The 21,301-nt window shown below is 59.4% G+C and carries 20 protein-coding genes; 10 read left to right on the top strand and 10 right to left on the bottom strand.

Going from position 1 to position 21,301, the window contains the following annotated elements; genetic code table 11:
* Positions 1 to 306: 306 nt before the first annotated feature.
* From AC2FH2_RS18465 to AC2FH2_RS18485, 5 genes are read left to right on the top strand one after another with little or no spacing between them, the layout of a single operon-like run.
* Positions 307 to 957, top strand: coding sequence for a histidine phosphatase family protein (locus AC2FH2_RS18465; RefSeq protein WP_142640087.1), 651 nt, complete (start codon positions 307 to 309; stop codon positions 955 to 957).
* A 21-nt stretch (positions 958 to 978) separates the two neighbouring features.
* A complete protein-coding gene (locus AC2FH2_RS18470; RefSeq protein WP_496703581.1) occupies positions 979 to 1,593 on the top strand; it encodes a glutathione S-transferase family protein in 615 nt (204 codons plus the stop codon).
* Positions 1,594 to 1,608: 15 nt separating this feature from the next.
* The gene (locus tag AC2FH2_RS18475; protein WP_496824762.1) at positions 1,609 to 2,655 is read left to right on the top strand and encodes a saccharopine dehydrogenase; all 1,047 of its coding nucleotides are present in this window, start codon (positions 1,609 to 1,611) and stop codon (positions 2,653 to 2,655) included.
* A gap of 12 nt (positions 2,656 to 2,667) precedes the next feature.
* Positions 2,668 to 2,916, top strand: coding sequence for a SemiSWEET family sugar transporter (locus AC2FH2_RS18480; protein ID WP_142640081.1), 249 nt, complete (start codon positions 2,668 to 2,670; stop codon positions 2,914 to 2,916).
* A gap of 22 nt (positions 2,917 to 2,938) precedes the next feature.
* A complete protein-coding gene (locus tag AC2FH2_RS18485; RefSeq protein WP_496824763.1) occupies positions 2,939 to 4,081 on the top strand; it encodes a saccharopine dehydrogenase family protein in 1,143 nt (380 codons plus the stop codon).
* 48 nt (positions 4,082 to 4,129) lie between these two features.
* Here the strand turns inward: AC2FH2_RS18485 and AC2FH2_RS18490 are convergent, their stop codons facing one another.
* Together AC2FH2_RS18490 and AC2FH2_RS18495 are read right to left on the bottom strand one after the other, a co-directional pair.
* Complete coding sequence (locus tag AC2FH2_RS18490; RefSeq protein ID WP_496824765.1) at positions 4,130 to 4,447, bottom strand: DUF3775 domain-containing protein; 318 nt, start codon at positions 4,445 to 4,447, stop codon at positions 4,130 to 4,132.
* Between the two features lie 79 nt (positions 4,448 to 4,526).
* Positions 4,527 to 5,303, bottom strand: coding sequence for a DUF1365 domain-containing protein (locus AC2FH2_RS18495; protein ID WP_142640074.1), 777 nt, complete (start codon positions 5,301 to 5,303; stop codon positions 4,527 to 4,529).
* 147 nt (positions 5,304 to 5,450) lie between these two features.
* Between AC2FH2_RS18495 and AC2FH2_RS18500 the strand changes: the two genes are divergently transcribed.
* Together AC2FH2_RS18500 and AC2FH2_RS18505 are read left to right on the top strand one after the other, a co-directional pair.
* Entirely contained in the window at positions 5,451 to 6,107 is a 657-nt protein-coding gene (locus tag AC2FH2_RS18500; protein ID WP_142640072.1) for a sigma-70 family RNA polymerase sigma factor, read from the top strand.
* Positions 6,108 to 6,117: 10 nt separating this feature from the next.
* Positions 6,118 to 6,768: a ChrR family anti-sigma-E factor gene (locus AC2FH2_RS18505; protein WP_142640070.1), complete on the top strand. Its 651-nt coding sequence runs from the start codon at positions 6,118 to 6,120 to the stop codon at positions 6,766 to 6,768.
* A 60-nt stretch (positions 6,769 to 6,828) separates the two neighbouring features.
* Here the strand turns inward: AC2FH2_RS18505 and AC2FH2_RS18510 are convergent, their stop codons facing one another.
* The 6 genes from AC2FH2_RS18510 to AC2FH2_RS18535 form a co-directional block, all read right to left on the bottom strand.
* On the bottom strand, positions 6,829 to 8,058 hold the full coding sequence (locus tag AC2FH2_RS18510; protein WP_496690444.1) for a DNA recombination protein RmuC: 1,230 nt from the start codon (positions 8,056 to 8,058) through the stop codon (positions 6,829 to 6,831).
* 52 nt (positions 8,059 to 8,110) lie between these two features.
* Entirely contained in the window at positions 8,111 to 9,961 is a 1,851-nt protein-coding gene (gene mutL, locus AC2FH2_RS18515; protein ID WP_496824768.1) for a DNA mismatch repair endonuclease MutL, read from the bottom strand.
* Positions 9,962 to 10,243: 282 nt separating this feature from the next.
* Positions 10,244 to 11,173, bottom strand: coding sequence for a metal ABC transporter permease (locus AC2FH2_RS18520; protein ID WP_496750590.1), 930 nt, complete (start codon positions 11,171 to 11,173; stop codon positions 10,244 to 10,246).
* Complete coding sequence (locus AC2FH2_RS18525; protein ID WP_281973767.1) at positions 11,170 to 12,375, bottom strand: metal ABC transporter permease; 1,206 nt, start codon at positions 12,373 to 12,375, stop codon at positions 11,170 to 11,172. Before AC2FH2_RS18525 ends, AC2FH2_RS18520 begins: the two co-directional genes overlap by 4 nt.
* 3 nt (positions 12,376 to 12,378) lie before the next feature.
* Complete coding sequence (locus tag AC2FH2_RS18530; protein ID WP_496824771.1) at positions 12,379 to 13,182, bottom strand: metal ABC transporter ATP-binding protein; 804 nt, start codon at positions 13,180 to 13,182, stop codon at positions 12,379 to 12,381.
* Between the two features lie 3 nt (positions 13,183 to 13,185).
* On the bottom strand, positions 13,186 to 14,139 hold the full coding sequence (locus AC2FH2_RS18535; protein ID WP_496824773.1) for a metal ABC transporter solute-binding protein, Zn/Mn family: 954 nt from the start codon (positions 14,137 to 14,139) through the stop codon (positions 13,186 to 13,188).
* A 198-nt stretch (positions 14,140 to 14,337) separates the two neighbouring features.
* Between AC2FH2_RS18535 and deoC the strand changes: the two genes are divergently transcribed.
* The 3 genes from deoC (at position 14,338) to AC2FH2_RS18550 (ending at position 18,590) form a co-directional block, all read left to right on the top strand.
* Positions 14,338 to 15,336, top strand: a complete 999-nt coding sequence (deoC, locus tag AC2FH2_RS18540; RefSeq protein WP_496824775.1) for a deoxyribose-phosphate aldolase — start codon at positions 14,338 to 14,340, stop codon at positions 15,334 to 15,336.
* Positions 15,337 to 15,347: 11 nt separating this feature from the next.
* Positions 15,348 to 17,681 (top strand): aldehyde dehydrogenase family protein, encoded by a 2,334-nt coding sequence (locus tag AC2FH2_RS18545; RefSeq protein WP_496824777.1) that lies wholly within the window; start codon positions 15,348 to 15,350, stop codon positions 17,679 to 17,681.
* Positions 17,682 to 17,858: 177 nt separating this feature from the next.
* Positions 17,859 to 18,590, top strand: a complete 732-nt coding sequence (locus AC2FH2_RS18550) for a Crp/Fnr family transcriptional regulator (protein WP_142640052.1) — start codon at positions 17,859 to 17,861, stop codon at positions 18,588 to 18,590.
* A gap of 3 nt (positions 18,591 to 18,593) precedes the next feature.
* Here the strand turns inward: AC2FH2_RS18550 and AC2FH2_RS18555 are convergent, their stop codons facing one another.
* Together AC2FH2_RS18555 and AC2FH2_RS18560 are read right to left on the bottom strand one after the other, a co-directional pair.
* A complete protein-coding gene (locus tag AC2FH2_RS18555; RefSeq protein ID WP_142640051.1) occupies positions 18,594 to 19,898 on the bottom strand; it encodes a M16 family metallopeptidase in 1,305 nt (434 codons plus the stop codon).
* Positions 19,895 to 21,235: a M16 family metallopeptidase gene (locus tag AC2FH2_RS18560; RefSeq protein ID WP_496824779.1), complete on the bottom strand. Its 1,341-nt coding sequence runs from the start codon at positions 21,233 to 21,235 to the stop codon at positions 19,895 to 19,897. Before AC2FH2_RS18560 ends, AC2FH2_RS18555 begins: the two co-directional genes overlap by 4 nt.
* Between the last annotated feature and the right edge of the window lie 66 nt (positions 21,236 to 21,301).

A 21,301-nucleotide genomic window follows, 5' to 3' on the forward strand; every position in this document is an offset into this window, starting at 1 on the left:
CAGCCCGCAAAATCAACCAACTTCCCACCCAACTCAACATGCAAACCATGCAAAGGTGTGCGCCTAATATCCGTCATAAATAAATCCTTTCCCAAGCCAGTTTTCCGAGGTCATCGAATAGCTTGCAACGATGAATTTGCAGGACAGTCTGATATCACCAAGGTTCCTGTGGACGGTCTTGCGAGTCAACAACAATACCGCCCGGCCAGATTCGGGGGTGAGCGAGAATAATTTCCAAACCGCAACGAACGGCTCTGGCCCCGGACCTAGACCTGTCCTAAGACTTGCCACGCAAGAGGGACCGACATGTCACATATCACACTGGTGCGTCACGGGCAGGCCAATACCACCGCGCGCGACGAAAAGAACTATGACAAGCTCAGCGATCTGGGACATCAGCAGGCCCGCTGGCTGGGGGCGCATCTCCAGGACACACGCAGCCATTTTCCCCGGGTCTATTGCGGCACCCTGATCCGCCACGCCGAGACCACCGCCAGCATGGGGCTGACTGATCCGATCCGCGATCCGCGGCTGAACGAGATCGAGTATTTCACCATCGCGCAGCTGTTCGAGGAACAGCACGGAGTGAAAGTGCCCACTGATCGCGAAGGTTTTGTCGAGCATCTGCCCCGCACCTTTGCCGCCTGGGCCGATGGCGCCATCAAAAACACACCGGAAACCTTCGAGGAATTCGAAACCCGGGTGCGCGACGCGCTGACCGATATCGGAACCGAAGGCGGCCCTGCCATCGTTGTGACCTCGGGCGGATTGATTTCGATGGTTGTCCGGCAGGCGATGGGGCTGGATATCCCGGCCATGGCGCGGGTGGCTCTTGCCATCATGAACACATCAATGCACCGTTTATACCCGATAGGTACACAGCTCAGCCCGGTTCTGTTCAATGCCGTTCCGCATCTGGAAGCACCAGACCGGCAGTTTGCACAGACCCACCTGTAACCCCAAACCAGAGGCTTTGTGATGCAACTTTACTATGCCCCTCGCACGATTTCGGTCGCCGTTGCGATTGCACTGGAAGAGGCCGGGCTGGACTATGAGGCCATCCAACTGGACTTTGCCGGTGGAGAGCAAACCAAATCCGCCTACAAGCAGATCAACCCAAAAGGCCGGGTTCCGGCGTTGGTGGTAGACGGTGGGATTTTGACCGAAACCGGGGCACTTTTGGAGTTCATCGCAGCAATGGCTCCGAAGGCCGGGCTGGTGCCTGCGGACCCGATCATGGCCGCCCGGATGCGCGAGGTGATGTATTACCTTGCCTCGACCATGCATGTGAACCACGCCCATAAGCTGCGCGGCGCACGGTGGGCCGACAAGAAATCCAGCTGGAAGGATATGACGGCAAAAGTCGCGCAGACCATGGCAGCGTCCTGCGACTATATCTGTTCGAACGGTCTGCGTGGACCGTTTGTGCTGGGCGAGGCGTTCTCGCTTGCCGATGCCTATTTGTATGTGGTTTGCAGTTGGTTGGAAGGCGACGGCGTCGACATCGCAGCCTACCCCAAGATCGTCGCCTTTCGTGAGGCGGCAGAGGCGCGCGCTTCGCTGAAAGCCGTACGTGCCGCCGGAATGCTCTGATAAAGGGGACAAAATATGACGCATCTATGGGTCCGGGCCGAACAGCGCCCGAACGAAGAACGGGTCGGGCTGACCCCTGAAGGCGCTTTGGCTCTGATCGCTGCTGGCATCCGCGTAACGGTCGAGGAAAGCCATGTTCGCGCCATCCCCATCGACGGTTACAAGGCTGCTGGCTGCGAGATCGCGCCCGAGAATTCCTGGCCAGATGCACCTAATGACGCGATCATCTTTGGCCTCAAGGAACTGCCCGAGGATGGCACGCCCCTGCCCCACCGCCACATCATGTTCGGCCATGCCTATAAGGGTCAGCATTCCGGCCGGGCGCTGCTAGAACGGTTCAAGGCCGGGGGCGGAACGCTGTATGATCTGGAATATCTTGTCGAGGAAAACGGCCGCCGAGTCGCCGCCTTTGGCTATTGGGCCGGCTATGCCGGGGCTGCGGTGACACTCAAGACTTGGGCCGCGCAGCAGCGGGGCGCGGAATGCCCTCCGGTTGGTGTCTATCCCAGCAAGGACGCGTTGAATTCCGAGCTTCTGGCTGAACTAGATGCCATCGAGGCCAATAAACCAAGGGCCATCGTCATCGGTGCTCTTGGCCGCGTGGGTACCGGCGCCAGCGACCTTTGCACGGCGATGGGTGTCAGTGTCACCAAGTGGGACATGGCCGAAACCGCCAGCGGCGGGCCGTTCCCTGAAATCCTCGACCACGACCTGTTCCTGAACTGTATCTTCGCGCGCCCAGGCACGCCGGTTTTTGTCCCGCATGAGGCACTGGCCGCTGACCGCAAGCTGACCGCCATCGGCGATGTCGCCTGTGACCCCGACAGCGATTATAACCCCGTTCCGGTTTATGACCGAGCAACCACTTGGGACGCACCTGCCCTGCGCGTGGCGACCAATCCGGTTCTTGATGTAGTTGCTATCGACAATCTGCCGTCGATGCTACCGGTCGAAAGCTCGGAAGATTATGCAGCACAGCTTCTGCCTTCTCTGCTGACCCTGACCGACTTGAACAGCGGCGTCTGGGGCCGGGCCCGCGATACGTTCGACAACCATGTCTAGGAGTAGCCACGCATGGAACACCTGATCGGGGGCGCGGCTGCGGTGCTGGGCACTGTATGTTGGCTTCCTCAAACCCTAAAGACCTGGCGCTCCCGCGAGACCAAGGATCTGTCTATGCCGGCGAACCTGTTGATTCTGGCCACGTTGAGCCTGTGGCTGATTTACGGAGTGATGATTGCGGCATGGCCGCTGATATTGGGTAATGTGATATCGATCCTGCTTGTCAGCGCGATCGTGATTGCAAAACTGAGGTTTGGCTGAACAGCCGTAAAGGAGTTTTCACATGACGATTCACTGGTGTGGCACCGGCCTGTCGGCCATTCCCGGCTTACGCCGCCTGATCGAAGGCGGGCACGAGGTCACGGTCTGGAACCGGACAATCGAAAAGGCCAAGGCCGAAGTTGGTGACCTGACCAGCGATATCCGCGTTTTTGACATCGACGCCTTGGCGGCGGTGCTGGAACAGGGCGATGTCATCGTTTCGATGTTGCCCGGCGACTGGCACGTGCCCTTGGCCGAGCTTGCAATCGCGAAACAGGCGAATTTCGTCTCATCCTCCTATATCGCCCCCGAGATGCGCGCGTTGGACGAGGCGGCCCGCGAAGCCGGGGTGGCGCTGGTCAACGAGGTCGGGCTGGACCCGGGCATCGATCACCTGATGGCTCATGCACTGATCGACGACTATCGCGCTTCGGACGCGTTCGACCCGCAGAACCACCTGAGTTTCATCTCTTATTGCGGTGGCATCCCCAAGCATCCGAACCCGTTCCGGTACAAGTTCAGCTGGTCACCGCTGGGTGTGCTCAAGGCGTTGCGTTCACCATCGAAATCAATTCGCAATTATGCTCCGCTGGACGTGGCGCGCCCATGGGATGCGATTACCAGCTATATCGCACCCCTGCCCACACCCGAAAGCTTTGAGGTCTATCCGAACCGCGACTCGATCCCGTTCATGGCGCAGTACCATTTCGAGGATCACTGGCCGGTCAAGGAATTCGTCCGCGGTACGCTGCGTCTGAATGGCTGGGCCGATGCGTGGTCGGGTGTGTTTGCCGAAATCGAAACCCTGTCCGGCCCCGAAGGCGATGCACGCCTGAAGGAGATGTCGGACCAGTTCTGGGCTGAAAATGCTTATGACGAGGGTGAGCCGGACCGTGTGGTTCTGTGTGTGGGCCTGAAGGCGGAAAAAGACGGCGTTCCGGTCTGGCACAAAACCTATGTGATGGATGCCTGGGGTGACGACCGCGGCACGGCAATGGCGCGGCTGGTCTCGGTCCCCGTTTCACTGGCTGTCGAAGCCGTCTTGAACCGCGCTATCCCGGCAGGCGTTCATGCGGCCCCCAATGATCCAAAGCTGGTGCAGAGTTGGATGGCTGAAATCGACCGGCTGGCGCAGCACCTCGCGATCATTGACCATTCCAACTGAGATGACCGTCACGCCAATCAGGTGGCGTGACGGCAATAAAACTGGTGCCTACATCAGATCATTTTCCACGTCCTCGGCCGATACCCCTAGCGCATCCAGACCATTTTCCAGATGATCTGACATGTGCGGCGTTCCGATCAGGTAATCAGCACAGGGGGTTGAGGCTTCGGCCCTTGCGGTGGTGATGGCTTCGACCAGATCCTCGGCGAAGAAGCTTTCACGCCCGATCCACATGATAGCCACCAGTTCGGCCTGTTCGTCCTCGCTCATGTGATCAATGAACGCGCGCAACTCGCCCTCGGCCCGATTCAGCTCGCGCCCCATCAGCGCAACCTGAGCAACTTTTCTTGCTGAAATTTCCAACATGACCCGACTCCTGTGTTCGCGGCTTTCGAATGAAACAACCACTAGGCAGAGCCCGAGTCTTTGATCTTGAACAAACGCGTTAGCGCAGGCGCACACGCGAAACCGGCTGATCCGGCACCGGTGCGGTTCTGAACGGGCGAAAGGTGGCTTTTTTCACCCAAAGTTTAAGTGCTTGCCAGATGATCAGCGCAAAGGTCCGCCGCGCACCAAATGGGCGGCGCAGCAGCGACCACAGGATCACCCGGTTGGTCAGCGGACGGCGTGTCCCGGTCAGGGTGGCGATCAATCCGCCCTCGGGGCGGGTATACTCGATCCAAACGCCAACACGTTCGGGGCGATAGTCGAAACGGAAGGTATAGCTGCCCTCGATCTTCTGGAAGGGCGAAACATGCAGCAGCTTGTCAGCCACCATCCTGTCTGTCACTTCGATGGGCGCAAAACCGGGCTTGTGGCACAGATAGCTGTGGCGCGTGCCATAGGTGTTGGTCACCTCGGCCACCACCGCATTAAGCACATCCTGTCCATCAAAACAGAACCAGAAGCTGACCGGGTTGAACACATGCCCCAGAACCCGAGGCTGCGTCAGCAACATCAGGCGCGCCGGTTGCGCCACCTGCAACTGATCAAACCGCGCGCGCAGCCAGGCGGCACCGTCGCCCTGGCCCGGCTCACCCCCGTGATCCTGCGACCGCCAGTTGGCAAGATTGGCCCGGTTCACCGAAAATAGCGCCGGAGTGGTCAGATCGCGTTCAGGGTTCAGAAGAATGTAGTCGACCGAATAGCGGAAGGCGTTTTCGATCGCCCCCTTGCGCCCGTGAAAGGTATGGCCCGCAACATGATCAACGGTCTGTGTCATTCGATATGGTCCGACCCGCTTGTAACCGCCCGGAGGGGCGTGGTTTTCTGAAGGTTTCTGTTACTTAGAATACGGCATCCAGCCAGGATTGGATCAAAAATATCGCTTCAGAGTGATCCGGCTTGGGACACCAACCGTATTGTGGTTATGTTTACCGAGATAGACACCGTGACCTTGGACGAGCCGGCGGCTACACCCGCCGTCCTCAAGCCTTGGCGCACAAGAAAACGCATCAAGGGTAGACAGGTGAACGGAACACAAAGCAGTTGCGACACCAGGATTGAGTGGGTGGACCATGTCAGGCGCATTCGGGATGCGCAGGATCAGGCGGCTTTTGCCGAGCTGTTCCAGCATTTTGCGCCGCGGATCAAGGCGTTCCTGATGAAGTCGGGCTCGGACGCGACCATGTCCGAGGAATGTGCGCAAGAAGTGATGGCGACCTTGTGGCACAAGGCCCATCTGTTCGATCCGACCCGGGCAACGGTGGCCACATGGGTGTTCACCATCGCACGGAACAAACGCATCGACGCCCTGCGCAAGCAACGGCGCCCCGAACCGGAAGAACTGGGCTGGGGCCCCGAGTCCGAACCTGATCAGGACGACGTGATCGTCTTGCAACAAGAAACCGCGCAGCTGCGCACTGCCTTGAAGGCGTTGCCTGACGCGCAAAGAGACTTGATCGAAAAGGCCTATTTCGGAGACCTGAGTCACCGGGAAATTGCGTCTCAGACTGGATTGCCTCTGGGAACGATCAAATCAAGAATTAGGCTGGCGCTGGATCGCCTGCGCCACGCAATGAACTGAGACAGAGACGATGAGCAAACAGATTAAGCATCACCTGACGGAAGATCTGCTGATGGCATATGCCGCCGGCAGCCTGCCCGAAGCGTTCGATCTGATGGTCGCGACCCATCTGTCGCTGTGTGACCATTGCCGCGCGCAGGCTGAAAGCTTTGATGCGGTTGGCGGACAGATACTGGACGCGCTGCCCTATCCTGCCCAAATGAACGACAGCGCGCTGGCTGCGACGATGGCGCTGATCGCCCAAGGCGCACCGACCCCCAAGCCCGTGAACAAGGGCTGCGCCGTGCTACCTGCCCCCCTGCAGGACTACGTCGGAGGCACCGTCAATGACATCCGATGGCGGCCCATCGGAATGGGCGTCAGACAAGCTATATTGCCGACGAGCGGCGACGCTTCGGCACGTCTGCTGTTCATTCCAGCCGGAACCGCAGTTCCGGATCACAGCCATAACGGTATGGAATTGACCATGGTTCTGCAGGGTGCGTTTTCGGATGAAGTTGATCACTTTGCACGCGGCGATGTCGAGATTGCCGATGAAGATCTGCATCACACCCCGACCGCAGACATTACCGCAGATTGCATCTGTCTGGCCGTTACCGACGCGCCGCTGAAATTCACCAAGCTCATGCCCCGCTTGTTCCAGCCCTTCCTGCGTATCTGATCTCTGGGACCTGACGCGGTGCGCTGGCCAATTCCGGCCAATGTCGCATCGAACGGCTTGTCAGATTTCGTGCCGCGCCAGCGGTACAACGCCCGGCGTGTCGTCAGGTGCGATCTCTTCGAAATCGAAATTGTCCAGTCGCTGCGCCCGGCGCCCTGCTTTTTCAGCGCTGATCTTGATTTCCGAGATATCCTTGGCCGCCTGCCCGAAATGACGGTCCAGATTGGAAACCCGATCGCCCAGGCGATCTACATCCTTGTGCAGCAGACCCAGCTCTTTGCGGATAGCACCCGCCTGTTCCCGCATCCTTGCGTCCTTCAGGATCGCGCGCATCGTGTTCAGCGTTGCCATGCAGGTGGTGGGCGAGACGATCCAAACGCGTTTGGTAAAGCTCTCCTGCACCAATTCGGGAAACTTGGCGTGCAACTCGGCATAAACCGCTTCGGAAGGTAGGAACATCAACGCGCCATCGGCGGTTTCCCCGTCCAGAATGTATTTCTCGGAGATGTCGTTGATATGCTTGCGCACAGTTGTTCGGAACATCTGCACCGCAGCTTTCAGCTCCGTATCATTGGTCGACCCGATCAGCGCCTCATACGCTTCCAACGGGAATTTGCTGTCGATCACAATGGGGCCGGGTGGGTTGGGCAGGTGGATCAGGCAATCCGCCCGACGCCCGTTCGACAAGGTCGCCTGCAGCTTGAAACTGTCCGAGGGCAACGCCTTGGAGACGATATCGTTCAACTGAATCTCTCCGAACGCACCGCGCGTCTGTTTGTTCGACAGAATATCCTGAAGCGACAGCACATCGCCCGACAGTTTGGTGATGTTATCCTGCGCCTTGTCGATGGCCGCCAAACGCTCCTGCAACTGGGTCAGTGACGTCGCCGTCTGTTTCGACGAGCCGTGAAGCGATTCCTTCATCCGCTCCTGCATCTCGGCCAGCGCACGTGCGGATTTCATCGCATTATCTGCCAGCCGATCGTTCATCTGCTGCTGCACCGAAGACAGGCGCGATTCAACCGTCTGGATCACCTGCACCTGCGCATTGGCCTGCGTGTCCGAGACATGCTGCAGCCCGCCGCGCAGCTGCTCTTGCCCCTGCCCCAACTGCTGCACATGCTGGCCCAGATGGGCCATTTGCCGTGACAGAGGCTCGGCCATCCTGGCTGACCGGTTGGCCGCTCGCAAAGACAGGAACAGCAGCAACAGGATCAATGCCACCACCCCGCCAACGATCAGGATCACGGGGTCGTTCAATGCAAATTGGGTTCCTGCAATCTCGATCATTTTGCCTCAGGTGTTCTTGTTTTATTCTTCATATCCCGCGCACCCCGCGGGATCAACTGCGTCCGAACAATCGTTCGATATCGGCCAGTTTCAGTTCCACATAAGTTGGCCGCCCATGGTTGCACTGGCCGGAATGGGGTGTCGCCTCCATCTCGCGCAGCAGGGCGTTCATCTCTTCGGCCCGCATTCGGCGGCCCGAGCGGATCGAACCGTGACAGGCGACACGGCTGAGGATCGCCTCAATCCGCGCCTGCACCATCTGGCTTTCACCCTGATCGGACAGCTCATCCAGAATATCCAGAATCATTGCGCGGGCGTTGACCTCACCCAGAATGGCCGGGGTTTCACGCACGGCAACCGCACCGCCGCCGAAGGGCTCGAGCGTCAGGCCAAAGCGCGAAAGATCATCTGCCACCGCCATAAGTCGCGTGCAGTCGCCTTCAGACAACTCTACGATCTCGGGGATCAGCAGCGCCTGCGCCGCCACGCCGTTCGCAGCCATCTGGGCTTTCAGCTTTTCATAGACCAACCGCTCATGCGCGGCGTGCTGATCGACAATCACCATGCCATCGACGGTCTGGGCGATAATGTAGTTTTCATGCACCTGCCCGCGCGCGGCCCCCAAAGGCAGGTCTTCGGTCGGCGCCTCGGAAGCGGGTTCCGCGATCGGCTCAACCACGCTGCCGCTGTAATTGTGGGTCAGTTCAGCAAAGCCCGGCGCCTGCGCCTGATAAGCCATCTGGCGCGCGGCGGGTGAGGGGCGATCCATCTGATACACCCGCGCCGGAATGGGTTGCGGTGATTCAGGCCGCATCGCGCCGAGGGTCGCGTTCGCTACGGTTGAAGACGCCCGATGCCCGGCCTCTGCCAGCGCGTGCCGCAGAGCCGAGACAATCAGCCCGCGCGCCACGCCAGGGTCGCGGAACCGCACTTCGGATTTGGCAGGATGCACGTTCACATCCACCAGCGTCGGATCACAGTCGATGAACAGAGCCGCCGCCGGATGCCGATCACGGCTGAGAAAGTCGAAATAGGCCGCCCGCAATACACCGGTCAGCATCTTGTCACGCACAGGCCGTCCATTGACGAACAGGTACTGCGCCACCGCTGCGCCCCGAGAATAGGTCGGCAGAGCGGCATAGCCATACAACCGGATACCCTCACGCGTGGCGTCAATTTGCAACGCGTTCTCGGCAAACTCGCGCCCGATCACGCGGGCCAGTCGGGCATGCAACGCGTCAAACAGATCACCATTCTCGCGGTCAGCCCGGAAGGTCACGCGCCCCTCGCCGCCGCCCGAGACATCGCGCAGGGTAAAGGTGACCGAGGGCTCGGCCATGGCCAGACGTTTGACCGTATCGGCGATAGCCTGTGTCTCGGCGCGGTCGGTACGCATGAATTTCAGACGCGCAGGCGTGGCAAAGAACAGATCGCGCAACTCGACCACGGTACCCGCGCGCAGAGCCGCGGGTTTCACCGCGGACATTGTGCCACCAGCGACCTGAATCTGCGCCGCATCCGCCCCCGGAACACGACTGGTTATGGTCAAACGCCCGACCGCGCCCAGCGACGGCAACGCCTCACCGCGAAATCCGAAAGTATGAATGTTCAGCAGATCCGACCCGTCGATTTTCGAGGTTGCGTGGCGGGACAAAGCCAACGGCAAATCCGCCGCCGCAATACCACAGCCGTCATCGGTGACGCGAATCAGCGTCTTGCCCCCATCGGCGATCTCTATCGCAACCCGCGTGGCACCTGCATCAATGGCGTTCTCGATCAATTCCTTGACCGCAGAGGCCGGTCGCTCGACCACTTCGCCGGCTGCGATCCGGTTGATTGCAGCATCGTCCAACTGCCGAATTACCGGTCGAAACTCGCTGATATTGGGCTTTGCCTGCTCCATACCCCTAGACCTAGCACATGCGCACACGATTCTGCCACCGCTATGGTATTCAGATTTTGTGCAAGAGGGGGGCGTTCGGACAATCGCGCCATGTCGGCCTGCAAGGCGACGACCTTGATCACGATTGCCCGAACAAGCCGGGGTGAGTGGTGGTCAGTTGCTTAACAATACAACAACCTTAGCACGATCTGCAGATTAAGGCTCATTAACTCTGGCCGTGCTGTTCGCGTTGGCAAAGTTCAGCCGAAATACGGCATCAGCCAACAGCAGGAATTTGCCGGATCAGACAGTGCCTGGAGCGCCCGCGCGGGTCCGGCAGGGGCCGAAAACAGCCGCAAGCGCCAGAATCACACCCGATACCGTTGCGATCATTCCGGCGGCACTCACGGCATCGCGGGCACCCAGCCATAATGGGCCATAGCCCGCCAGAACATAGCCCATCACCGCCGAAACCACGGCAAATACAACGCTCCATGCGATTTGAGTTTCCAATCGGTTGGTCATCAACCGCGCCGCAGCGGGGGGGCAGATGAACATGGCAATCACGATGATCGAGCCAACCGCGTCGAAGGCTGCGACGGCAGCTATCGCCGCTGTGATCACCAGCGCAAACCCCAAAGGACCGGTCCGAATACCGATCGTGCTGGCAAAACCTTCGTCAAAGGTCGAAATCTTCAATGGTCGCCAGAATATCCAGGTAAACAGGGAAACCCCTGCAAGTGTCAGCGCGATACGCGGCAATTCCGGGGGCAACCCTGCAAGCGCTGCCGGGTCCCACAGCGAGACCCATCCCGTTGCGTCCAGCCAGATCAGACTTTCGAGATTGCCATACAGCGCGTGTTCCACATCCAGATGCACGGTCGAGGTGTCCGTCTGCTCCAACAAAAGAACACCCGCCGCAAACAGGGTAGTAAAGACCACGCCCATTGCCGCACCGGGTTCGATCTGACCCAACCTGCGGATCGCCTCGATCATCACAACGGCAACCACGGCAGCACCCGCCGCGCCCAGCATCATCGGCCAGGTCGAGATCGCGCCGGTCAGCAGAAAGGCCACCACGATGCCCGGCAACACTACATGGCTGATGGCATCCCCAATCAGCGCCTGTTTGCGCAGAACCAGAAAGTTCCCCGGAAGGGCGCAGGCGATGGCGGCAAATGTCCCGATCAGCAGCGGTGTCAGTGACAGGGGAACGAATTCTTCGCCGCTCATGGTGCTATCCCCTGCGGGCCGCCGATCTGGCGGTCGATCTCGGTAATCTGGTCGCGGGTCAGCACGGTTTCGATATCGCGCAGCCCGTCATAAAGCGCCGCCGTTGCTTCGTGGGCCTGGTCCGTGCGAACGACCTCCCACCGCTTTTCGTCGCGCAGGGCTTTGGCGGCGCGGGCCTTGCCAGCCTCGGTTGCCACGCCGTCGGGGCGGGCCAACCCGGCCCGGCGTAACAAACGCAGGGTCAGCGGCTCATAGATTTTCTGCCCTTGTGCCAACGCAAGCAAGCCCTGCCGGATATGAACCCGACGCTGGAATTGCAGGTGCCGCAACACCGCCGCCAGAACACCGCGAACCGGTGCCAACAGCAACGACAGGACAAACACGGCAAAACTGACAAGAACGATAAGCGGACCCGTCGGCAGATTGGGAGCCGCCGCCGACAGTGCCGCACCGATATAACCCGAGACGCCCCCGATCAGACCCGCCAGCAACACTACTCTTTCGGACCGCTCAGTCCAAAACCGGGCTGTCACCGGCGGAATGATCAAAAGCGCAACGATCAGGATCAACCCGACAACTTTCAGGCCAACCACTGTGACGGCCATAACCAGACCCATCATTGCAAGGTCGATGCGATGCACCGGCAGGCCCCTGGCTGCTGCAAATTCAGGGTCAAAGGCCACGATCGTCATTGGACGGCGGATAATCATGACAAGCGCCAGCGTTGCCGCGCCTCCGATCGCAATGATCATCGCATCTGTCCAAAGCATTCCTGCGGTCGAGCCCAGCAGAAACCCTTCGAGCCCCGCCTGTCGGCCCACACCCATGGTCTGGATCACCGTCAGCAGCACAATGCCGAAACCAAAGAATACAGATAGGACCGCTCCGATCGCGGCATCCTCGGCCAGCCGCGTGTGCCGCGTCAGCCAGTTCATACACAAAAGGCCGATCCAAGCGGATATTGCCGACCCGACGAGCAGGCCGATCAGGTTTCTGCCGTCCCCACCGAGGGCCACAAGTACCATAAAGGCCAGACACACACCCGGCAATGTCGCATGGCTGATCGCATCGCTGACCAGTGCACGTTTGCGCAAGAACAGAAATGTGCCGGTCACCCCGGCGGAAATGCCCAGCAGGCTTGCGCCGATTGCGACAAGCGTGGCGTTATAGCCAAGCTGAAGGGTCAGAGCATCCCAATGCATGACTCACCCCAGCGCGCGTGAGATCTGGTCGATCTGCGCCGTAGCCAGACGGCCGCCATAGGCAGATTGCAATGTCTTGGCCGTAAAAGCCTCGGCCACGGGCCCCTCGGCGACTTTGCGCGTGTTGATCAGGAAAACATGGTCGAAATAGTCGGTGACGGTCGCCAGGTCATGATGCACCGCAACCACGGTCTTGCCCGCCTCTTTCAGCGATTTCAGGACCGAAATGATGGCCTTTTCCGTTGCCGCATCAACCCCGGCAAAAGGTTCGTCCAGCAGATACAGATCGGCGGCCTGCGCCAAGGCGCGCGCCAGAAAGACCCTCTGCTGCTGGCCGCCTGACAACTGGCCGATCTGCCGGTCGGCAAAGTCACGCATCCCTACACGGTGCAGACAATCCATCGCCCGCGCCTTATGCCGGGCGCGCACCCGTCCCAACAGCCCCAGCTCGCGCGACAAGCCCATCAGAACCACGTCAATCACGCGCGTCGGGAAGTCCCAGTCCACGCTGGCCCGTTGCGGTACATATGCAATCCGGGACCGCTGCCGGTCCAGCCGATCACCATACACTGTCACCTGCCCGGACAGGGGTGACACAATCCCCAACGCAGCCTTCAATAGTGTCGATTTGCCTGCACCGTTCGGCCCGATGATCGCCGTCATTGCACCCGGCTGCACGGTCATATCAACCGAGAAAACCGCCGGCTTCTGCCCGTACGAGACGGTCAGGCCGCGAATGGCCAGTGGACTTTCTCCAATGTCGTTTTCCGAAAGGGGGATGCCCTGATGTGCCGCCAGTTCCAGCATCTCTCAAAACCCCGCCGACAGATTGCCGCTCATGCCAGTTTTGGGAATATCAGCCCCCAGAGCGCCTGCGATTACTGTGATATTGTGATCCAGCATCCCGATGTAGGTACCCTCATAGGTGCCGGGCTCGCCCATCGCGTCCGAATAAAGCTGTCCACCGACTTCGACCTGATGTCCCCTGGCCGCTGCGCCCTCGATCAGCGCACGCATCGACCGATCCGAGACCGAGCTTTCCACGAAAACTGCCGTCAGTTGCCGGTCAACCAGCGTATCGACCAATTCGCTAATCCGGTTCAGTCCCGCCTCGGATTGGGTTGAAATACCCTGAATTCCAAGCACATCGTACCCGTATTCAGCACCGAAATACCCAAAGGCATCATGTGCCGTCACCAGAACACGGTTGTTTTCCGGGACCGCTGCAAGCACTTGCTTGCCATAAGTCTCCAGTTCCGCGATCTGCGCAAGAAAGGCCTCTGCGTTTGCCGCAAAGGTGTCCGCGGCCTCGGGGCGCGCTTGTGTCAGGGCTTTTTGCACCTCGACCACGACATCGCGCCACAGGGCCGGGCTCATCCAAAGATGGGGATCGTATTTGTCAGCATAATTGTCATGCACGTGCAGCTTTGACTTATCAACGCCTTCGGCTACCGCAACGACCATGCGTTTACGCCCTAGGTCATGGAAGAACTCTTCCATCTGCGCCTCAAGATACAGACCATGCCACAGGATAAGATCGGACCTGGTCATAGCGACGATATCACTGCGGGTCTGACGATAGGCATGCGGGTCGACGCCGGGGCCCATAAGGCCCTTCACCTCGACCTGATCACCTCCGACCTGACGGGCGGCATCGGCAATCATACCGGTCGTGGCCACCACTTTCAGCGGCGCATCGGCCCAGGCCGAGAATGGGAATACAGCGGCGAATGCCAGCGCTGCAAGGAAACTACGACGAATCATATCAGACCCCGGAAATGGTATCTTGCTAAGATGAATATGAGAACCGCTCGCAACTAAGTCAATGCTATTGAGAATTATTCGCAAGAAAACGCCTATTTTGTCCATTTGGTCAAAAAATTTACCCTTCCAATGCCGGATGGCCTTCCATTTGCATCTTACCCGTGCGAATTTGATACAAACCTCCCAAAGGATGTGAAAATGGAAACGCAGAGCTCAGAAAGCCCCGTGCGCACCGCGCATCTGCCGCAAGTGACCGAGCCCCGGAACCCTGGAATGGAGCTTGATCTGGATTGGGTGCGGGCCGTACAGGTCAACACCTCGGCCGTTGAGCGCCGCGCAGCCACCCTGCCGGGTCGGCGCTCGGTGAAAAAGGACTACCAGGCGGCGTGGCTGCTCAAGGCGATCACCCTGATCGACCTGACCACCCTATCGGGAGACGATACCGTCGGCCGTGTCCGGCGCCTGTGCGCCAAAGCGCGGCAACCCGTGGCTTCTGCAACACTTCAGGCGTTGGACATGCCACCGATCACCACCGGCGCGGTCTGTGTCTATCACGACATGATCGAAACCGCTGTGGATGCGCTGAGGGGTACCGGGATTCCGGTGGCCGCCGTATCGACCGGATTCCCTGCAGGCTTGTCCCCGTTCCACCTGCGCGTGGCCGAGATCGAAGAAAGCGTCAAAGCCGGAGCCGAGGAAATCGACATCGTAATCTCTCGGCGTCATGTGCTGTCGGGCGACTGGCAGGCCTTGTATGACGAGATGAAAGCGTTCCGCGTGGCTTGTGGCGACGCGCATGTCAAAGCCATCCTTGCAACCGGCGAACTGGGTAGCCTACGCAACGTGGCGCGCGCCTCGCTGGTCTGCATGATGGCGGGGGCGGATTTCATCAAGACTTCGACCGGTAAGGAAAGCGTCAACGCCACGCTGCCCGTGTCGCTGGTGATGATCCGGGCGATCCGCGATTACTATGACCGCACCTGGTATCGTGTCGGATATAAACCCGCAGGCGGGATTTCCAAAGCCAAGGACGCACTAGTTTACCTGTCGCTGATCAAGGATGAGTTGGGCGACCGTTGGCTGGAGCCGGACCTGTTTCGCTTTGGCGCGTCGTCGCTTTTGGGCGATATCGAACGGCAGCTAGAACATTTCGTAACGGGTGCTTATTCCGCCGGTTACAGGCACTCGATGGGCTGAGGACGAAAACAATGACAGTCAAAGAGATTTTCGAGACCATGGATTACGGCCCTGCCCCCGAAAGCTCAGCCGAAGCGCTGGCCTGGCTGGTCGATCAGGGTGACAATTTTGGTCACTATATCGACGGGACCTTCACCAAACCGGGCAAGGGGTTCGACAGCCGCAACCCGGCGACCGGAGAGGTTTTGGCCAAGCTGACCCAGGCCAAGCAAGCCGATGTCGACGCCGCCGTATCCGCCGCCCGCAAGGCGCAGCCAAAATGGGAGAAGATGGGCGGTGCGGGTCGTGCGCGCTACCTCTATGCCATCGCGCGCCTGCTGCAAAAGCACTCGCGCCTGTTTGCAGTGCTGGAAAGCTTGGATAACGGCAAGCCGATCCGTGAATCGCGCGACATCGACATCCCTCTGGTACAGCGTCACTTTTACTACCACGCCGGCATGGCGCAGTTGATGGAAAGCGAACTACCCAACGCCGAAGCGCTGGGAGTGTGTGGACAAATCGTTCCTTGGAACTTCCCGCTGCTGATGCTGGCTTGGAAGATTGCTCCGGCGCTGGCCATGGGTAACACGGTCGTTCTGAAACCTGCCGAATATACCTCTCTGACCGCGCTGCTGTTTGCCGATATCTGCTCACAGGCCGGGCTGCCCAAGGGTGTGGTCAACATCGTCACGGGCGATGGCGCGGTAGGTGAGATGATCGTGGCCTCGGACGTGGACAAGATCGCCTTTACCGGCTCAACCGCAGTGGGGCGGCGCATCCGTGAGGCGACCGCCGGTTCGGGTAAGGCGCTGACTTTGGAGCTGGGTGGCAAGTCCGCCTATATCGTCTTTGACGACGCCGATATCGATTCCGCCATCGAAGGGCTGGTCGACGCGATCTGGTTCAATCAGGGTCAGGTTTGTTGCGCGGGTTCGCGTCTGTTGGTTCAGGAAGGCATCGCCGATCGGTTCCACGAGAAACTGCGCGCCCGAATGGACACTCTTCGCATCGGTGATCCATTGGACAAATGCATCGACGTGGGTGCTGTGGTCGACCCGGTCCAGTTGCAGACCATCAAGAGCATGGTCGACAACAACACCGCGGGTCACGTTTATCAGGCGGCTGGCGCGCTGCCCGAAAATGGCTGTTTCTACCCGCCAACGCTGATCTCGGGCCTCGAAACCTCTGATCTACTGATGCAGGAGGAAATTTTCGGTCCGGTGCTGGTGTCCTCGACCTTCCGTACTCCGGAAGAGGCGGTTGAGCTGGCCAACAACACCCGTTACGGGCTGGCGGCGACGGTATGGACCGAGAACGTGAACCTTGCACTGGATATCGCACCGAAGCTGGTCGCGGGCGTTGTCTGGGTGAATGCCACCAATCTGTTCGATGCCGCAGCCGGGTTCGGCGGTGTGCGCGAAAGCGGCTTTGGCCGCGAAGGTGGCTGGGAAGGTCTGACCGCCTACACCAAGCCCAAAGGCAAAGGCAAACCATTGGCCAAGGCCGAGGCCGCGATGGGCGAAGGTGCCCCGGTCGATCCGATTGACCGTACTGCCAAAATGTATGTCGGCGGCAAACAGGCCCGTCCTGACAGCGGATATTCGAAACCCGTCTGGGGCAAGCCTGGCCTGCTGGGCCATGTGGGTCTGGCCAACCGCAAAGACGTCCGCAACGCGGTCGAGGCCGCAGCGGGGGCCAAGGGTTGGTCCAAGACCACCGGCCATCTACGGGCACAGATACTGTATTACATCGGCGAAAACCTCTCGGCCCGCGCGGGTGAATTCGCTGCGCGCCTTGATGCCATGACCGGCAGGAAAGACGGCGCGAAAGAGGTCGAAGCCTCGATCCAGCGCCTGTTCACCGCCGCTGCCTGGGCCGACAAGTATGACGGCCAGGTGCACGGCGTTCCGATCCGGGGCGTGGCCATTGCCATGAAAGAACCTGTCGGCGTGATCGGCGCGCTCTGTGCTGACGAGGCGCCGCTGCTGGGTCTGGTCTCGGCCATGGCCCCTTCGATTGCGATGGGCAACCGGGTGGTTCTTGCGGCAAGCGAGCCTTACCCGCTGGCGGCGACGGATTTCTACCAAATCCTCGAAACCTCTGACGTGCCCGCTGGCGTGGTCAACATCCTGACTGGCAGCCACACGGAACTGGCGAAGCCGCTGGCTTCGCATCTGAATGTGGATGCGATCTGGTCATTCTCGTCTACCGATCTGTCGGCCGAGATCGAGCGGGCTTCGGCCGGGAACCTGAAACGGAGTTGGGTTAATAACGCCATGGCAACCGAATGGCACGAGGATCAGACTCGCCGTTTCTTGCAGGCTGCGACCGAGGTTAAAAACATCTGGGTGCCCTACGGCGAGTAGGGACCCAGCCCTGGAGAACCCAGGGGTGCAAACAGTTTGTTCGGGTACAGATGGCGCGCTGCTGCATAGAGTGACCATTGAATGAACATAACGATGATTAACATGTGACATTGTTCATATACAGCGCCGCCACTATCCCTCAGCTTGGACCCAGTCTTAACAAGGTTGGATCGGTCCATGCTGAGTTTTCCATACGAGTTTCCTGAACTGGTACAGGTCGCCACGATGATCGGCGTCTTTGGCGCGGGCCTCTACATCACCGGCTATTTTCTGCTGCAGATGGGGATCATCCGGGGCAACGGCAGCCTCTACCCCCTGCTTGTGATCGCCGCAGCCGGATGTGTTCTGTTCAGCATGTCGGAAGAATTCAACCTCGCGGGCTCGATCATTCAGCTGGCATATATCTCGATCTCGATCCTGGGCCTGCTGCGCGGGTTTCTGTCCCGGCATTTGCTTCGGTTTTCAGATGACGAACGTCAGTTCATCGCCCTGCACCTTGAATCGCTGAAACCCCACCAAGCCCGGAAACTGTTGAACACCGCCGCCGTCAAGACCTATGAAAACGGTGACATCCTGATCGAAGAAGGCAAGACAACCGACTTTTTGGGCTTTGTCTTAAAGGGGCGGACCACGATCCTGAAAAACGGCCGGGTCATCAACCAATGTGGAGAAGATGAGATTTTGGGAGAGCTGACCTTTGGCCTTGGGCTGCCTGCCACAGCCACGGTAATAGCCACCGAACCCACCAAATGCCTGGTCTTCGACAATATCAGCCTGATGCGCTTGCTGCGGCGGAGCCGCCATATCGACGATGCATTGAAAGCAGCGCATTTCCGACATACACGGCAAAAGCTGTTGAACAGCAACAAGCACACGCTGCAGGCCCAGAGAAGACCTGCAGCGGCCTAAGGGTCAGCCGTCCAGACCTTCGGGTTTGCCAACGATGGTAAAGTGTAAACCATCTGGGTCCAGCAGTTCGGACGCCACCCGGTTCACATCCTCAAGCGTCACTGCATTCACCTTGTCATTGCGAGTGGCGATATAGTCGATAGGCAAATCCTCCATCTGCATACCCACCATGATCCCGGCGATCTGGCTGTTGCCATCAAAGCGCAGCGGATAGGCACCGGTCAGATAGGTCTTGGCGTCGTCCAACTCTTTCTGAGTGACCCCTTCGGATGCGGCGCGCGCCCATTCGCTGCGGATCACATCAACGGCTTCGGCGATACGGTCATTGGCCGAGGACACCGACCCAAGATACACAGAGGCCAGATCCTTTGGCACCAGATAGGTCGCCACGCCATAGGTCAGACCGCGTTTTTCGCGCACTTCCTGCATCAGGCGGCTTTCGAAACCTCCGCCGCCAAGAATGTGGTTCAACAGATAGGCGGAAAAGAAATCCGGGTCGTCGCGGTCGATCCCGGCATGGCCGAACAGAGCCACCGATTGCGGCGTATCGAACTCGATCACACTCACTCCGCCAGTGATCGTCACATCGGCCCGCTTAGGGATCGGTTTGCCGGTATCCGGCAGATCAAGCAAGAGCTCGTCCAGCACCGCGCCCAGTTCCTCTGGGGTGATATCGCCGACCGCGCCTACATACAGACGATCCTTGGTAAACACGTTCTCATATGCCGTGACCACATCATCGCGGGTCAAGGCGCTGACACTTTCGATCGTGCCCTTGCCTTCGGAACCGTAGGGGTGATCGCCATAGGCCATTTCCGCGAAGCTGCGCCCGGCAATGTCACTGGGGCTGGTCTGATCTGACCGCAGACCCGACAGAACCTGAGCGCGAACACGGTCTACAGCATCCTGATCGAAACGCGGTTCGTGAATCGTGGTCCGCAACAGGTCAATCACCTCATCCCTGTTTTCGGTCAGAAACTGTGCCGAGATCGACACTGAATCGTCTGAGGCGCTATACCCGAACGACGCGGCCAGAGATTCCAGCTCGCGCGCATAGGTGCGGGCATCCATTTCGCCAGCGCCTTCTTCTATCAGGCCGCTCATCAGATACACCGCGCCGCGCTTTGTCGGGTCGTCCAGCGACGTGCCACCGCGGAACCGCAGCTCCAGGGCGGTGAAGGGGATCGAGTGATCCTCGACCAGCCATGCGGTGATGCCACCCGGCGAGGTGACCTCTTCAATCTCGATCTCGGCCCATGCAGGAACTGCGATGACCAAAGCTATCAGAGTTACAAATATCCGCTTCATTGCGTTACCTCATCGTCTCGCATCAGCCAGCCCGTGACCGAGGTTTCAGGCTGCAGCACTTCGCGCGCGGCGGCGATGATCTGATCACCGGTCACCGCCTGCAGGACATCAGGCCAAGCCTGTACATCTTCGACCGTCAGCCCGCTGGTCAGGGCACGGCCATAGCGATTGCCGATCCCGTCCACATTGTCTCGCGCATAGGTCTGCGCGGCGCGCAGCTGCATTTTGATCCGATCCAGATCCTCTTCATTCACACCTTCGGCGATGAAATCGGTCACGGCCTGATCCATCGCATCCTCGGCCTCTTGCAGCGACACGCCTTCGGCCGGAACAACCAGCAGATCAAATGTGGTATCGTCAAGCGACACGCCTCGGTAGAACGCGCCGGTATAGACGACCTTTTGCTGCTCGAACTGCAGTTTTTCATTCAGGTACGACGTCGTGCTGCCCCCCAGCAATTCAGCCAGAAGGAACAGGGCGGCGGCTTTTTCCTGCGCACCTGCGTCCCGTTCGGGTGCTAGATAGCTGCGCTGAACATAGGGCTGCGATACGCGCGCATCCTTAAAGGTCAGGCGGCGTTCAGCGGTTTGTGGCGGCTCCTGTGATCGCACCCGTTCGGGCAGGTCCGGGTTTGCCGGGATTACCCCGTAATATTGCTCGGCCAGGGATTTGACCTCGTCTGGCTCAACATCGCCGGTCACCACCAGGATGGCGTTATTTGGCGAATAGTGGATCTGATAGAAGGACAGTGCATCGTCCAGGTCCAGCGTTTCCATCTCATGTTTCCAACCGATAACGGGGACACCATAGCGGTGGTTGAGGTATTGCGCCGCGCTGACCTGTTCACTGAACAGGGCGCGCGGGTTGTTTTCGGTACGCTGGTTACGTTCTTCCAGGATCACGTCGCGCTCGGTGGCGATGTCATCATCGGACAGGCGGATATTGCGCATCCTGTCTGACTCCATCCGCATCATCAGCTCAAGCCGGTCGGCAGCAACACGCTGAAAATAGGCGGTGTAATCATACGAGGTGAACGCGTTGTCATTGCCGCCATTGGCCGCGACGGTGGCAGAAAACTCGCCCGCCTCTAGCGTGTCGGTGGCCTTGAACAGCAGGTGTTCCAGAAAATGCGCCACACCGGACGAGCCAACTGGCTCATCCGCCGATCCGGCGCGATACCAGACCATGTGCTGCACGACTGGGGCGCGGTGATCCTCGATCACGACAACGTCCATACCGTTATCCAGCGTAAAGGTGGTGACCGCCTCGTGCCCAACTTCGGCAAAAACCGGGGTGGCGGCGATCAGAGCAGCCGACAGTGCCAGAGCCCGAACCATGGGGCATCCTCCGTTTCGTTTCTGGTGTTCAAACTACGGTGGTGCCGCGCGGGTTCAACCCCGATG

This window comes from Ruegeria sp. YTSA105 (assembly GCF_059610225.1).

Bases quoted from the DNA above. Each gene is read 5' to 3' on its own strand.
- AC2FH2_RS18530 (WP_496824771.1), bottom strand. From the start codon at position 13,182: ATGCTGGAACTGGCGGCACATCAGGGCATCCCCCTTTCGGAAAACGAC.
- deoC (WP_496824775.1), top strand. From the start codon at position 14,338: ATGGAAACGCAGAGCTCAGAAAGCCCCGTGCGCACCGCGCATCTGCCG.
- mutL (WP_496824768.1), bottom strand. From the start codon at position 9,961: ATGGAGCAGGCAAAGCCCAATATCAGCGAGTTTCGACCGGTAATTCGG.
- AC2FH2_RS18545 (WP_496824777.1), top strand. From the start codon at position 15,348: ATGACAGTCAAAGAGATTTTCGAGACCATGGATTACGGCCCTGCCCCC.
- AC2FH2_RS18490 (WP_496824765.1), bottom strand. From the start codon at position 4,447: ATGTTGGAAATTTCAGCAAGAAAAGTTGCTCAGGTTGCGCTGATGGGG.
- AC2FH2_RS18480 (WP_142640081.1), top strand. From the start codon at position 2,668: ATGGAACACCTGATCGGGGGCGCGGCTGCGGTGCTGGGCACTGTATGT.
- AC2FH2_RS18535 (WP_496824773.1), bottom strand. From the start codon at position 14,139: ATGATTCGTCGTAGTTTCCTTGCAGCGCTGGCATTCGCCGCTGTATTC.
- AC2FH2_RS18470 (WP_496703581.1), top strand. From the start codon at position 979: ATGCAACTTTACTATGCCCCTCGCACGATTTCGGTCGCCGTTGCGATT.
- AC2FH2_RS18520 (WP_496750590.1), bottom strand. From the start codon at position 11,173: ATGAGCGGCGAAGAATTCGTTCCCCTGTCACTGACACCGCTGCTGATC.
- AC2FH2_RS18510 (WP_496690444.1), bottom strand. From the start codon at position 8,058: ATGATCGAGATTGCAGGAACCCAATTTGCATTGAACGACCCCGTGATC.
- AC2FH2_RS18495 (WP_142640074.1), bottom strand. From the start codon at position 5,303: ATGACACAGACCGTTGATCATGTTGCGGGCCATACCTTTCACGGGCGC.
- AC2FH2_RS18485 (WP_496824763.1), top strand. From the start codon at position 2,939: ATGACGATTCACTGGTGTGGCACCGGCCTGTCGGCCATTCCCGGCTTA.
- AC2FH2_RS18475 (WP_496824762.1), top strand. From the start codon at position 1,609: ATGACGCATCTATGGGTCCGGGCCGAACAGCGCCCGAACGAAGAACGG.
- AC2FH2_RS18505 (WP_142640070.1), top strand. From the start codon at position 6,118: ATGAGCAAACAGATTAAGCATCACCTGACGGAAGATCTGCTGATGGCA.
- AC2FH2_RS18555 (WP_142640051.1), bottom strand. From the start codon at position 19,898: ATGAAGCGGATATTTGTAACTCTGATAGCTTTGGTCATCGCAGTTCCT.
- AC2FH2_RS18465 (WP_142640087.1), top strand. From the start codon at position 307: ATGTCACATATCACACTGGTGCGTCACGGGCAGGCCAATACCACCGCG.
- AC2FH2_RS18500 (WP_142640072.1), top strand. From the start codon at position 5,451: ATGTTTACCGAGATAGACACCGTGACCTTGGACGAGCCGGCGGCTACA.
- AC2FH2_RS18560 (WP_496824779.1), bottom strand. From the start codon at position 21,235: ATGGTTCGGGCTCTGGCACTGTCGGCTGCTCTGATCGCCGCCACCCCG.
- AC2FH2_RS18525 (WP_281973767.1), bottom strand. From the start codon at position 12,375: ATGCATTGGGATGCTCTGACCCTTCAGCTTGGCTATAACGCCACGCTT.
- AC2FH2_RS18550 (WP_142640052.1), top strand. From the start codon at position 17,859: ATGCTGAGTTTTCCATACGAGTTTCCTGAACTGGTACAGGTCGCCACG.